This window comes from Serratia sp. AR11 (assembly GCF_056376275.1).
On the sequence record NZ_CM150739.1, the window covers coordinates 4,139,957 to 4,153,312 of the forward strand.

General features: G+C 57.7%; 11 protein-coding genes. All 11 read right to left on the minus strand.

Translation table 11 applies throughout. The features are described from left to right. Positions 1-42: 42 nt before the first annotated feature. The 11 genes from ACSOSI_RS19455 to ACSOSI_RS19505 all read right to left on the minus strand — a co-directional run bounded on the left by ACSOSI_RS19455 (position 43) and on the right by ACSOSI_RS19505 (position 12,692). The gene (locus ACSOSI_RS19455) at positions 43-849 is read right to left on the minus strand and encodes an ABC transporter permease (RefSeq protein WP_012146350.1); all 807 of its coding nucleotides are present in this window, start codon (positions 847-849) and stop codon (positions 43-45) included. Further along, positions 839-1,777, minus strand: coding sequence for an ABC transporter permease (locus ACSOSI_RS19460; protein ID WP_369804750.1), 939 nt, complete (start codon positions 1,775-1,777; stop codon positions 839-841). Before ACSOSI_RS19460 ends, ACSOSI_RS19455 begins: the two co-directional genes overlap by 11 nt. 7 nt (positions 1,778-1,784) lie before the next feature. Then, entirely contained in the window at positions 1,785-2,813 is a 1,029-nt protein-coding gene (locus ACSOSI_RS19465) for an ABC transporter ATP-binding protein (RefSeq protein WP_012146352.1), read from the minus strand. Positions 2,814-2,867: 54 nt separating this feature from the next. Continuing rightward, positions 2,868-4,022, minus strand: coding sequence for a putative ABC transporter substrate-binding protein YdcS (gene ydcS / locus ACSOSI_RS19470; RefSeq protein ID WP_012146353.1), 1,155 nt, complete (start codon positions 4,020-4,022; stop codon positions 2,868-2,870). Between the two features lie 199 nt (positions 4,023-4,221). Then, positions 4,222-5,685: a gamma-aminobutyraldehyde dehydrogenase gene (locus ACSOSI_RS19475; RefSeq protein WP_012146354.1), complete on the minus strand. Its 1,464-nt coding sequence runs from the start codon at positions 5,683-5,685 to the stop codon at positions 4,222-4,224. A 115-nt stretch (positions 5,686-5,800) separates the two neighbouring features. Continuing rightward, positions 5,801-6,724, minus strand: coding sequence for a LysR substrate-binding domain-containing protein (locus ACSOSI_RS19480; RefSeq protein ID WP_012146355.1), 924 nt, complete (start codon positions 6,722-6,724; stop codon positions 5,801-5,803). A 221-nt stretch (positions 6,725-6,945) separates the two neighbouring features. Beyond that, entirely contained in the window at positions 6,946-7,284 is a 339-nt protein-coding gene (gene glnB / locus ACSOSI_RS19485; protein ID WP_004847623.1) for a nitrogen regulatory protein P-II, read from the minus strand. Between the two features lie 10 nt (positions 7,285-7,294). Next, positions 7,295-8,917, minus strand: coding sequence for an NAD+ synthase (locus tag ACSOSI_RS19490; protein ID WP_012146356.1), 1,623 nt, complete (start codon positions 8,915-8,917; stop codon positions 7,295-7,297). Positions 8,918-9,046: 129 nt separating this feature from the next. Further along, positions 9,047-10,384, minus strand: a complete 1,338-nt coding sequence (gene glrR / locus ACSOSI_RS19495; protein ID WP_012146357.1) for a two-component system response regulator GlrR — start codon at positions 10,382-10,384, stop codon at positions 9,047-9,049. Next, the gene (qseG, locus tag ACSOSI_RS19500) at positions 10,381-11,253 is read right to left on the minus strand and encodes a two-component system QseEF-associated lipoprotein QseG (RefSeq protein ID WP_115184008.1); all 873 of its coding nucleotides are present in this window, start codon (positions 11,251-11,253) and stop codon (positions 10,381-10,383) included. Before qseG ends, glrR begins: the two co-directional genes overlap by 4 nt. 2 nt (positions 11,254-11,255) lie before the next feature. Beyond that, on the minus strand, positions 11,256-12,692 hold the full coding sequence (locus ACSOSI_RS19505; protein ID WP_012146359.1) for a sensor histidine kinase: 1,437 nt from the start codon (positions 12,690-12,692) through the stop codon (positions 11,256-11,258). Positions 12,693-13,356 lie beyond the last annotated feature (664 nt).

A 13,356-nucleotide genomic window follows, 5' to 3' on the forward strand; every position in this document is an offset into this window, starting at 1 on the left:
CTTTTATAAGATGTCTGGTACGCATTAGGACCAAGAGGCTATTTATTTGCCGCTGCCGGCGACGCTTTCGCCGCCCTTGGTCAGGTAATAGGCCCCCAAAATCGGGATCATGGTCAGCAACATCACCGACAGCGCCACCACGTTGGTGATCGGCACATCGCGCGGACGACCGAGCTGATTGAGCAGCCACAGCGGCAGCGTGCGCTCATGCCCGGCGGTAAAGGTGGTGACAATAATTTCATCAAACGACAGTGCGAACGCCAGCATGCCACCGGCCAGCAATGCTGAACCCAGGTTGGGCAGCATCACGTAACGGAAGGTTTGCCAACCGTCGGCACCGAGATCCATGGAAGCCTCGATCAGGCTATGGGAAGTCCGGCGGAAACGAGCGATGACATTGTTGAATACGATCACCACGCAGAAGGTGGCATGACCGATCACGATGGTAAGTACTCCCGGCTCGATATTCAGCGCCTTGAACGCCGCCAGCAGCGCCAGACCGGTAACAATGCCCGGCAGCGCGATAGGTAACAGCAGCAACAGTGAAATGCTGTCCTTACCGAAGAAATCACGCCGGTACAGCGCCGCCGCCGCCAGGGTGCCCAGCACCAGCGCCACCGCCGTCGCCAGCGCAGCAATCTGCGCGGAAAGCAGCATCGCATCGATAATGTCCTGCCGACCGGCAGCGACGCTAAACCAATGCAGCGTAAAGCCCTTCGGCGGGAAGCTGAACGCCGCGTCCTCGGTATTGAAGGCGTAGATGGCGATAATCGCCAACGGGAAATGCAGGAAGATCAGACCGCCCCAGGCGGCCAGTTTCAGCCCTAATGGTGCGCGCTCAGAGTGCATCGAAGGCCCCCAGACGTTTCACAATGGAAAGATAAATCGCGATCAACACAATCGGCACCAGGGTAAAGGCCGCTGCCATCGGCATATTGCCGATCGCCCCTTGCTGGGCGTACACCATGCTGCCGATGAAATAGCCCGGCGGCCCCACCAGCTGCGGCACAATAAAGTCCCCCAGCGTCAGCGAGAAGGTGAAGATCGACCCGGCGGCAATGCCCGGCACCGCCAACGGCAGGATCACGTAACGGAAAGTCTGCGACGGACGCGCACCCAAATCTGCCGAGGCATGCAGCAACGAAGGCGGCAGGCGTTCCAGCGCCGCCTGGATCGGCAGGATCATGAACGGCAGCCAGATATAAACAAACACCAGAAAACGCCCCAGCCCCGAGGTCGACAGGGTATTGCCTCCAACGCCCGGCACGGTGAGGATTGCCGCCAACACTGGCTCCAGCCCCAGATGTTGCAGGAACCACTGCGCCACACCATCCTTTGCCAGCAGCAGCGTCCAGGCGTAGGCCTTGACGATATAGCTGGCCCACATCGGCATCATCACCGCGATATAAAAGAACGCTTTGACGCGGCCACTGGTGTAACGCGCCATATAGTAAGCAATCGGGAACGCCAACACCGCACTGGCCAGCGACACCAGCACCGCCATGGTCAATGTGCGCAGAATAATGTCGTAGTTGGCCGGGTTGAACAGCGCCCGCAGGTTATCGAAGGTCAGATCCGGCGTCACCGTCATGGTGAAGTCGTCGAAGGTATAAAATCCCTGCCACAGCAGCGTCAGTAATGAGCCAAGGTACACCGCGCCGAACCACAACAGCGGTGGAACCAATAACAGCAACAGGTACAGCGTCGGCCGACGATAGAGAAAGGTCGACAGGGCGCGCAAGGTACCGCGGCGCGGCGCGGGATAGTCGATGCTCATCTCCATCTCACCTCTCCTCCAGCAGGGGTACCATCGCCTCACGTGACCAGCAGGCGGTGACCGGCTGACCGATCAGATGCTGCTGTCCGGCGGCATGCCACTGAGGATTCGCCTCGCTGACCAGCAGTTTCTCACCGCTGCTCAACGCAATTTCGTAGCGCGTGGCCGCCCCCTGATAATGGATCTCTTGCAGCAATCCCTGCACCTGGATTTCACCCTGCGCGGCACCGGCCTGATCCATTAAGCGAATATGCTCGGGGCGGATCGAGAAAGTGGCGGTCTGGCCGAGTAAACGCTGAGCCAGTTCGCTGCGCACCACGTTAGAGGTGCCGACAAACTCGGCAACAAACGGCGTCTTCGGCCGCATGTACAGCTCACGCGGCGCATCCACCTGCTCGATTCGCCCGTTGTTGAACACCGCCACCCGGTCAGACATCGACAGCGCTTCGCTCTGATCGTGGGTGACGAAAATAAAGGTGATCCCCAGTTGGCGCTGCAGCTTTTTCAGTTCGCCCTGCATCTGTTCACGCAGCTTGAGGTCCAGCGCGCCCAGCGGTTCGTCCAGCAACAGCACCCGCGGTCGGTTCACCAACGCGCGGGCCAGTGCGACCCGTTGACGCTGGCCACCGGAAAGATGAGCCGGCTTACGCTCGGCCACGAAACCCAGCGCCACGCTGTCCAGCGCTTCCTGTGCCCGGGCCAGCCGTTCACGTTTGGCGACGCCCTTCACCATCAATCCATAGGCGACGTTTTCCAGTACCGACATGTGCGGGAACAGGGCGTAATCCTGGAATACGGTATTCACGTCGCGCTGGTACGGCGGCAGGTTGGCCGCCTCCTGCCCGTGAATGCGGATCGAACCGGCGCTGAGTTGTTCAAAGCCGGCGATCAGTCGCAGGCAGGTGGTTTTGCCCGAGCCGGAAGGCCCGAGCATGGAGAAGAATTCCCCGTCTTGTATCTCGATAGAAACCCGATCCACGGCGCGAACCTCGCCGAAGCTCCGCGAAACATCGATAAATTGCACGGCAATGGTCATGATCTGCGCTCCTGAAAGGCATTAATCGGGCGTAGCAGGCTACGCCCCCGCGGGTTAGCGACCGCCCATGATGGCGATATAGTCCTGAGTCCAGCGGCTGTATGGCACGAATTTGCCGCCCTGTGCCTGCGGTGTTTTCCAGAAGGCAATCTTGTCGAACTGGTTGAAGCCGTTGGTTTCACAACCTTTGTCGCCCAGTAGCGTACTGGCCTTGCAGCCCGCCGGTGATGCCGGTACCGAACCAAACCAGGCGGCAACGTCGCCCTGCACTTTCGGCTCCAGCGACCAGTTCATCCACAGGTAAGCACAGTTCGGATGCTTGGCATCGCTGTGCAGCATGGTGGTGTCCGCCCAGCCGGTAACTCCCTCTTTCGGGAACACGGTGCCAATCGGCTGGCCTTCTCCTTTCAGAGCATTGGCCTGATAGGGCCAGGCGCTGGAGGCCACCACGCCTTCGTTTTTGAAATCGCTCATCTGCACCGAGGTGTCATGCCAGTAGCGGTGGATCAAGGCATGCTGGGTGCGCAATAGCTTCAAGGCGGCCTGATACTGCTCTTCGTTCAGTTGGTACGGATCGCTGATGCCAAGCTGCGGCTGCGTGGCTTTCAGGAACAGCGCCGCATCGGCGATGTAAATCGGCCCGTCGTAGGCCTGCACCCGGCCCTGATTGGTCTTGCCGTCCGGCAGGTTCTGCTGCTGGAACACTACCGCCCAGCTGTCTGGCGGCGTTGGGAAGGTTTTGGTGTTGTACATCAGCAGGTTTGGCCCCCACTGATAAGGCGTGCCGTAGGTTTTGCCGTCAACGGTGTACCAGGCACCGTTCAGCAGGCGCGGGTCGATGTTTTTCCAGTTGGGGATCAGCGCAGTGTTGATTGGCTGCACCCGTTTACCGAAGATCAATCGCAGCGAGGCGTCGCCGGAAGCGGTGACCAGGTCATAGCCGCCCTTGGCCATCAGGCTGACCATTTCATCGGAGGTGGCGGCAGTTTTCACATTCACCGCGCAGCTGGTTTGCTTTTCAAACTGGCTGACCCAGTCATAGTTTTTATCGGACTGGCCGCGTTCGATATAGCCCGGCCAGGCGATGATATCCAGGCGCCCTTCGCCCTTGCCCAGCGCCTGCGGCAAGTCTGCCGCCTGGGCCAGGCCGCAAAGCACGGTGAAACAGAGTGCGGAAACTGTGGTGGTGACTGCGGTAGTTTTTCCCATCGTAATAACCCCTGTGTTGCGTATCTATGTGCGGCAGGGAACGGCTGCCGCTGTCGTATGATTTTATTTACCCTATGAATTTCAAGTTGCAGCTAGGCGACCAGCTCACTCATCCCCAGGCGCTTACTTGAGTAAGTAACTGGGGTGAGTGAGTGCAGGTAACAACGCTGCAGCTTGAAAGGCGACGGGTATGCTGCCACTAGAAGCTGGCTTTAAACTTCGCCATTACATGCCTGACTACGCTGTAGTCTTGCAGTGAATCACTGGAAAGATCTTTGCCGTAGCCGGAGCGTTTCAGACCGCCGTGTGGCATCTCACTCGCCAGGGTGAAATGGGTGTTGATCCAGGTGCTGCCGTATTGCAGATGTGCGGCGATATGCAGCGCCCGATCGATATTCTGCGTCCAGACCGACGAGGCCAGACCGTATTCGGAATCGTTGGCCCAGTTGACCGCCTGCTCCAGATGTTCGAAGCGGGTGACGCTCACCACCGGGCCGAATACCTCGCGCTGGACGATTTCGTCGCTTTGCAGGCAGCCGGCCAGCAGCGTGGGTTGGTAATAGAAACCCGGACCGGAGTGCGCGGCGGCGCCGGTAATCAATTCAATATGCGGCTGGCTGAGCGCCCGCTCGACAAAGCTGGCCACGCGATCGCGCTGGCGGCTGCTGATCAGCGGGCCGATTTCGTTATCTTCATCGCGCTTGCGGGCAAAGCGCAGGCTGGCAACCGCCTCGCCCAGCGCTTCCACCAGCTTCGGATAGATCCCCGCCTGCGCGTAGATGCGACAGGCGGCGGTGCAGTCTTGCCCGGCGTTGTAATAGCCGTAGGTACGGATGCTGTTAACCACTTCATCCAGATCGGCGTCGTCACAGACAATCACCGGGGCCTTACCGCCCAGTTCGAGATGCGTGCGTTTAACGCTTTTCGCCGCGGCCTGCAGAATTTTTTGCCCGGTGACAATATCGCCGGTCACCGAGACCAAACGCACCTGCGGATGCCCGACCAGATGGCTACCAACCCCTTCGCCACCGCCATAGATGATATTCAGCACGCCCGGCGGCAGGATGTCCTGCAGTGCAGGCACCAGCGCAAGAATGGTCAGCGGGGTATGTTCGGAAGGTTTGAATACTACGGTGTTGCCCGCCGCCAGCGCCGGTGCGATCTTCCAGGCCGCCATCATCAACGGGTAGTTCCATGGCGCAATCGAGGCCACCACGCCGACGGGGTCACGGCGGATCATCGAGGTGTGCCCTTCAATATATTCACCGGCCAGTTGCCCCTGCTGGGTGCGCACCGCGCCGGCAAAGAAACGAAACACGTCGACGGCGGCCGGCAGGTCGTCATTGAGCGCCTGATGCAGTGGTTTTCCGCAGTTGAGCGCCTCCAGACCGGCCAGGCGCGGGGCCTGCCGTTCGATGGCGTCGGCAATACGTAGCAGAATGGAAGCACGATAGGCCGGTGTGGTGCGCGACCAGTGGCCGAAAGCCTGCTGCGCAGCCTTAACCGCACTGCCGACCTGCGCCGAAGAGGCTTCGGTGATAGAAACCAACGTTTCGCCATTGGCCGGATTAACGATGCACTCCTGCTGGCCTTCGCCTTCGACCGACTGACCGTTAATGAATTGCTGACAGGATAAACCTGAAAGGAGGTGCACATCTGCCATGGTTTATTGCCCCTAAGTGACCAAAACGTTAACTAAATGTGAATAAGTTAGTTTCAATCAGACTAAGCGAGCATCAGGCAGCCAACAAATTCTAAATACTGAACGCCGCGTTCGATTAAATCGAATGCTTCAGCCCGGCAGCGTGCATATTGCCATTCTCACGGGCAATGGTGAGGAAAGGCGTGACCAGTTCCGGCCGCGCACTGCCGCGTCGCCAGGCCAGGCCGATGTCGAGCGGCTCCAGCAGATCCACCAGCTTGCGGGCCTCAATCATGTTGCCCTCCAGCGACCAGGCGCGATAGGCCATGTCCGGCAGGATTGAGACCCCCATCCCCGCCGCTACCAGGCTGCGCACCGCTTCCGTCGAACCGGTTTTCATGGCGATCTCCGGTTTCACTCCGGCACGCGCCCAGATACGCCGCGCATGCACGTCCATTTCGTCGGCATTCAGCTGGATCAGCGGCAGCTTCGCCACATCCGCCAACCCGATACTTTCATGATCCAGCAACGGATGCAGCGGCGGTAACCACAGACGATAAGGCGAGTGCATCAGCACTTCGGTCTGTAACGCATCACGATCCTCAATATTCGACAGTATCAGTACACCGATATCGATCTCCCCGCTCACCAGCAGGTGCTCAATATAAGGACGCTCATCTTCGATCATCTGAATGGTGACATTGGGATAGGCCGATTTAAACCGCTTGAGCAGTTCGACCAAAAAGTACCCGGCCACCAGGCTGGTCACGCCAATGGTCAGCTTGCCGGTCAGGCTTTCGGTACCCAGTTGCAGGCTGCGCTTGGCGTTATCCACCGTGGCGAGGATCAGGTAAGACTGGCGCAGAAACTGATGGCCCTGATGCGTCAGGTTCATGCCCTTGGCGTGGCGATCAAACAGCCGCACGCCAATGTCGGTCTCCAGTTGCTGGATGGCCAGCGTCAGCGAGGATTGGGAAACGAACACCGCCTGGGCGGCGGCGGAGATCGACCCGGTTTCCGCCACCGCAATGAAGTGGCGAATTTGGCGTAGCGTCATCATAGGTCACAACCTCAATCAAAACAGTTGGATTGAGTGTAGATGCCGTTCGCAAAGCGATCGGGAAAACTATTAAAAACGCGACAGCCTTCGCTTTTTTAGAATGCTAACGGCAACAATGACAGAGAAGGAGGAATCAATCGGTGGGAGGAGATAACAGACTGCAGATATGACAAGGGCGCAGCATGCTGCGCCCTCAGGGGTTTCAGACCAGAAACGTCACATTAAATCGCTTCTTCGTCCTGCTCGCCGGTACGGATGCGCACTACGCGTGCCACGTCGAAGACAAAGATTTTGCCATCGCCGATTTTGCCGGTTTGCGCAGTCTGCATGATGGTCTCGACGCAGGTATCGACGATATCGTCGGCCACCACGATCTCAATTTTCACCTTCGGCAGAAAATCGACCATGTACTCCGCGCCACGGTACAGCTCGGTGTGGCCCTTCTGGCGGCCGAAGCCTTTCACTTCGGTGACGGTCATCCCGGTAATGCCAACCTCAGCCAGCGCTTCACGGACATCATCCAGTTTGAACGGCTTGATAATAGCGTCGATCTTTTTCATCTTGTTTCCTTTACCAATTTTTGCGGCCAAAGCCGGATGTGATTGGGTAGCGGCGGTCTTTGCCGAAATTGCGGGCGGTGATGCGTGGCCCGACGGCGGCCTGACGCCGTTTGTATTCGTTGATATCCACCAGACGGATAACCTTGCGCACGATCGCCTCGTCGAAGCCTTCGGCCACCAGATCGGCAACCGACTTATCGCGCTCGACGTAACCTTCCAGAATTGCATCCAGAATGTCGTACGGCGGCAGGCTGTCCTGATCGAGCTGATCCGGCGCCAGCTCTGCGGACGGTGGACGATCGATAACCCGCTGCGGGATCACGTATGAGACGGTGTTACGGTATTCGGAAAGCTTAAACACCAGCGTTTTCGGTACGTCTTTCAGCACGTCGAAGCCACCCGCCATATCACCATACAGCGTGGCGTAACCTACGGCCATCTCGCTTTTGTTGCCGGTGGTCAACACGATGCTGCGGCGCTTGTTGGACAGCGCCATCAACACCACGCCGCGGCAGCGTGCCTGCAGGTTTTCTTCAGTGGTGTCGCGTTCGGTACCAGCAAACATTGGCGTCAACTGGCCCATAAAGGCGTCGAACATAGGTTCAATAGAGACGATGTCGAATTCAATGCCGAGGATTTCAGCTTCTTCTTTGGCGTCAGCGATACTGATATCCGCGGTGTAGCGGAACGGCATCATCAGCGCCTGCACTTTATCTTTGCCCAAGGCATCGACGGCAATCGCCAGCGTCAGCGCCGAATCGATACCGCCAGACAACCCCAGTACCGCGCCCTTAAAGCCGTTTTTAGTGACGTAATCGCGCACCGCCAGCACCAGGGCTTCGTACACCTGCGCCAACTGCGGCAGCTCGGCGGCCGGAGCGGTCATTGGCACCACCTCCAGCTCATTGAGCTCAAGCAGGGTCACCTGCTCGGCAAATGCGGTCAGGCGATGGGTCATATTGCCGGCCGCATCGAACACCTTCGAACAACCGTCGAAAATCAGTTCATCCTGCCCGCCAATCTGGTTCAGATACACCAGCGGCAGATGGGTACGTTGGCAATGGCCGGCCATTAACGTCTTGCGGATATACGGTTTTTCGCGGTTGTACGGCGAGGCGTTGATCGACAAAATCATTTCGGCACCGGCCGCCTTGGCGGCATCGACCGGCCCTGGGAACCACAAATCTTCGCAAATCAGCAGGCCCAATTGATAGCCTTTCAGCTCAACCACGCAGGTTTCACTACCGGCCTGGAAGTAGCGTTTCTCATCGAAAACGCCGTAGTTCGGCAACTGCTGCTTGAAGTAACGCGCCAGCAACTGCCCTTCGGAGAACAGCGACAGCGCATTATACAGCTTGTCGCCTTCGCGCCACGGATGGCCAACCAGAATGGCGACCTCGGCAGATGCCTGCTGCAGACGCTGCAGCTGCGCGTCACAGCGCTGGTAAAAATCGTTGCGGTACAGCAGGTCTTCCGGCGGATAGCCGGAGAGCGCCAACTCGGTGAACATGACCAGATCGGCTCCCGCCTTCTGCTGCTCTTGCACGGTTTGCAACATGCGTTCGGTGTTGCCTTCAATGTCACCGACCAGCAGATTCAGCTGGGCCAGTGCGATGGAAAGTGATCTGCTCATTGTTTAGGATCCCGCTTAATACGTTCCATGGTGCTCTGTGTTGGGCCACGCCACAAACAAGAGAACGGAGTGTAAATCATTCCGCCGCGTTTGTTGAGAACCTGCGTGCGCAGGCTGCGGCGGAAAACATCATTCTTTAAAATCGTTGGCGTCCAGTTCATGACGCGACAGCAATTTATAAAACTCGGTACGGTTGCGGCCTGCCATGCGCGCGGCCTGGGTCACGTTACCCTTGGTGATCTGCAACAGCTTGCGCAGATAGTGCAATTCAAACTGATTGCGGGCCTCGACAAAGGTCGGCAAGGCGGTATTTTCCCCTTCCAACGCCTGCTCAACCAGCGCTTCGCTGATCACCGGCGCAGAGGTCAGGGCCACACACTGCTCGATGACGTTCACCAGTTGGCGCACGTTGCCCGGCCAGGTGGCGGTCATCAGGCGTTTCATGGCGTCCGTTGAGAAGCTGCGAACGAAGGGTTTATGGCGCTTGGCCGATTCGCGCAGCAGATGATTGGCCAGCAGCGGGATATCCTCGGCACGCTCATTCAACGCCGGGATCTTCAGGTTCACCACGTTCAGCCGGTAGTACAAGTCCTCGCGGAATTCGTTTTTCGCCATCGCCTTTTGCAGATCGCGGTGAGTGGCGGAAATAATGCGGACGTCAATGTCCAGATCGCGGTTGCTGCCCAGCGGGCGCACCTTGCGCTCCTGCAATACGCGCAACAGCTTAACCTGCAGCGAAAGCGGCATATCGCCGATCTCGTCGAGGAACAGCGTGCCGCCGGCTGCCGCCTGGAACAGCCCTTCGCGGCTGCTAACCGCGCCGGTAAAGGCTCCTTTGGCATGGCCAAACAGCTCGGACTCCAGCAGTTGCTCCGGCAACGCCCCGCAGTTAATGGCGATAAACGCCTTTTTACCGCGAGGACTGGCACCGTGGATAGCCTGTGCCAACACCTCTTTACCGGTGCCGCTGTGGCCGTTAATCAATACGCTGACGTCCGACTGCGCCACCATTTTTGCCTGCTCCAGCAGGCGCAGCATAATCGGGCTGCGGGTGACGATGTCTTCACGCCAACTGTCATCACCGGCCGGCAGTGACAGCGATAGCGCATCGTCGATGGCTTTATACAGCGCATCACGATCCACCGGTTTGGTCAGGAAGCTGAACACCCCTTGCTGAGTAGCCGCCACCGCGTCCGGGATTGAACCATGGGCGGTAAGAATGATCACCGGCATGCCGGGCTGATGCTTTTGGATTTCGGCAAACAGCGCCATGCCGTCCATTTCATCCATCCGCAGGTCGCTGATCACCAGATCAATCTTCTCACGCCCTAACAGGCGCAGCGCTTCCTGGCCGCTTTCGGCGGTGGTGACATGAAAACCTTCGCTGGTCAGGCGCATCCCCAGCAGCTTAAGCAGGCTGGGATCGTCGTCAACCAATAACAAATTGGCCGGTTTGCGTGCGGTCATTGCGCGTGAGACTCCTTGTTAGCGGGGGGCGGCGCGTAGGTATCTTCCGGCTCCACCGGCAAAGCGGTACCCTTCTCAGGTTCAGCATCCGATTCTGCTGCCTTGGCCGGCGCAACTTTCTTGCCCGTGGCGTCAGTTTTTTGCTGCGTTCCACCGTTGTCCGGGATGTCACTCTGCATCTGCTTGCGCGAAGAGAGCTGGCGTTCGATATCGGTCAGGTTTTCCAGCTTGCGCGAGGTATCCTGCAACTGCGCCTGTAAACGTATCTGGCTCTGACGCAGCGTATCTATCTGGCTGTCGGAGCTTTCCTGCAGGTGCTGATAGCGCGCCTTTTCGTCAAACAGGGTGATCTGCAGGACCTGCTGTTGACGCCACAGCTGCAACAGCGGGCGCAGTGAGCTTGGGAACTCCATGCGGTAACTGTTCAGACGGTCGATCATCTGGCGACGTTCGCCCGAGGTCGGCTCGGCACTGGCCAACAGGATACTTTGCTTGAAAATACCGTCCCAGCTGTTGCCAGGCAGGGTTTTCGCCAGCGCACGCGCCTGGGTTGAACCGATACGATCGGCACAGTCCATGGCTCGCAGCCAGTAAAGTGAGTTATTCAACGCGTCTTTTTCGTCGAGCGGCCACAGGCTGTCGCAGGCTGCGATGCGATAATCCACCACTTTGGTGTCCGGGATCGCTTCTTGCTGCGGCTGATTCAGGCCACCGCTAACCGCACGATCGACGCAACCCGCCAACAGAAACGGCATAAAAAGAACGCTGCCTAAAAAGGAAAATCGACGCTTGCCGAGCGGCGTGCCCTGTGTGGCACGCGGTGAACGTTCGGTCTGCGAGAGACGAAGGCGTTTAGACCATGTGTACATTATTATTCATTCTCGGCGGTTAATGGCAATTCAATACGGAAGCAGACGTCGGTGCCGGCGACTTCAACCAACTGCAGTTCGCCACGCATGCGGCGGATACAATCCTGCGCAATGCTCAGCCCCAGACCGCTTCCTTTTACCGCCCCTTTTCGCTGGTGACTACCCTGGAAAAAAGGCTCAAAAATCATGGTTCTCTCGGCTTCGGGGATCGGCGTGCCGCTGTTAGCGACATCAATCTGCACCCGTTGCCCAACCTGACGGCTGCGGATCCAAATGTTACCGGATTCCTTGCCGTAGTGCACCGCATTGGAGTAGAGATTATCCAGCACGCGCATTAATAGCGTAGGCTCTGCCCAGCATATTTCCGCATCCAATTGGATCTCGGTGCGGATCAATTTTGCCCGGGCCGGCAAACTGTGTGCCGCCACCACCATTTCGACCATCTCTTTCAGCTCGACATTCTCATGCTCTGCCGGGCCATCGGCCAGTTTGCGGTTGTAATCCAGCAGTTGTTCAATCAGTTGCTGCAGGTGACGGCTGCTGCCGTCGAGAATGGTTACCACCTCTTTCTGATCGGAGGTCAGCGGACCGGCCACTTCGTCCGCCAGCAATTCGGTGCCCTCACGCATGCTGGCCAACGGCGTCTTCAGCTCATGCGAGATATGGCGCAGGAACTCATGGCGCTGCGACTCCAGCCACGCCAGACGTTCACTCAGCCAAATAATGCGCTGAGCCAGAGAACGCAGTTCACGCGGCCCTTTGAAAGAGTCGGTACTGCCCAACGCCCGACCTTCCCCCAGGCGGTTGATCATTCGCTCTACCGCTTTTACCGGGCCGATAATCATCCGGGTGAATAACACCACCAGCATCACGCTGACCAGGAACAGCATCAATGCCTGCCAGCCGAAGAACTGACCGCGCTCGGCAATCGCCTGCTGTAACTGCTGGCCGCGAGAGAACACCACGGCGCGCGTGGCCTGCACCATTTCGGCATTGGAACGCGAGAATGACTCCAGCAACGTCGAAGCCTGTGCGTCCGGGCCGCTGCTTTGGCATTTAATCGCCGCAAGCTGGGTCAGCAGATCGCGCAAGGTTTGATAATAGCGTTCATCCGGCAGGATCGGCGCGTGGGCATCGAGCATCTGTGAATACTGTTTGCGCTGGTTTTGGTACAACCGCGCCAGAGTGGGATCGACCAGTACGCAATACTGGCGGTAACTGCGTTCCATTTCCAGCGCCACGCTGGTCATTGCCTCACTGCGTCGCGCATCCACCAGCGTGGTGCGGTTGATGTCTGCCGCCTGCGCGCTGAGGTGATCCAGGCTCTGGTAAGCCTGATAGGCCAGCACCAGCAGTGGCAGCAGCACCAGCAGGAACGCCATCAGCACCAGTTGGCGCAGCGATCGGGGAAATAAACGCCATCTTTTCAATGAAATCATCTCACTGTCTCTAGTTGCTCCGATGCTAACCGAGTCGCCGATGAGAGGAAAGCCCGGCGTTCAGCGGAGCGTCAGGAAAATACAGGTCAGCGAGCCATAAGTAGGAGTTTGTGTTTGAAACTATCGATAACGGATGAAGATAGAGGTAGGCATAACGTTGAGGTTTGACGCTGGGGCAGAGCTGCCCCATCGCAAGAATGTGTGGATGCCCTTGAATCTCGTCCCCAGGGTGATGTAGCACATGGCTGGCATCGAACAGGACGAATAGCATCCGTACGTATCCGGGATTGATGAACACTCATCACAGTTGGATACAGGCGGTGCCTCACTCCACGTGTCGCCCGATGCTTGATAAAGCGCTTGCGCGTCTGTTATCGGTTTGGTTGGACGATAGGCACCATTTCTTTGGCATCATTCGGAGGCTTATGAGGCAACAATTCCGTCTAAATACGGGGCCGTCATAAATAGTTGAATGAGCAACTGGGCAGAATAATGCACTTAGCGTGCCAACTTTTCAAGTTATTTTTAATCAATTGATATTTATGAATAAAAAATTAATTAACTGTCAAAATACACAAATTAACCGCGTATCCGGCGAAGAAAAAAACGCCACCCTGTCGCCAAAAACCGACAACTTAAGCCAATTAATTTTACACCATTACAA

Bases quoted from the DNA above. Each gene is read 5' to 3' on its own strand.
- ACSOSI_RS19455 (WP_012146350.1), bottom strand. From the start codon at position 849: ATGCACTCTGAGCGCGCACCATTAGGGCTGAAACTGGCCGCCTGGGGC.
- ACSOSI_RS19460 (WP_369804750.1), bottom strand. From the start codon at position 1,777: ATGAGCATCGACTATCCCGCGCCGCGCCGCGGTACCTTGCGCGCCCTG.
- ACSOSI_RS19465 (WP_012146352.1), bottom strand. From the start codon at position 2,813: ATGACCATTGCCGTGCAATTTATCGATGTTTCGCGGAGCTTCGGCGAG.
- ydcS (WP_012146353.1), bottom strand. From the start codon at position 4,022: ATGGGAAAAACTACCGCAGTCACCACCACAGTTTCCGCACTCTGTTTC.
- ACSOSI_RS19475 (WP_012146354.1), bottom strand. From the start codon at position 5,685: ATGGCAGATGTGCACCTCCTTTCAGGTTTATCCTGTCAGCAATTCATT.
- ACSOSI_RS19480 (WP_012146355.1), bottom strand. From the start codon at position 6,724: ATGATGACGCTACGCCAAATTCGCCACTTCATTGCGGTGGCGGAAACC.
- glnB (WP_004847623.1), bottom strand. From the start codon at position 7,284: ATGAAAAAGATCGACGCTATTATCAAGCCGTTCAAACTGGATGATGTC.
- ACSOSI_RS19490 (WP_012146356.1), bottom strand. From the start codon at position 8,917: ATGAGCAGATCACTTTCCATCGCACTGGCCCAGCTGAATCTGCTGGTC.
- glrR (WP_012146357.1), bottom strand. From the start codon at position 10,384: ATGACCGCACGCAAACCGGCCAATTTGTTATTGGTTGACGACGATCCC.
- qseG (WP_115184008.1), bottom strand. From the start codon at position 11,253: ATGTACACATGGTCTAAACGCCTTCGTCTCTCGCAGACCGAACGTTCA.
- ACSOSI_RS19505 (WP_012146359.1), bottom strand. From the start codon at position 12,692: ATGATTTCATTGAAAAGATGGCGTTTATTTCCCCGATCGCTGCGCCAA.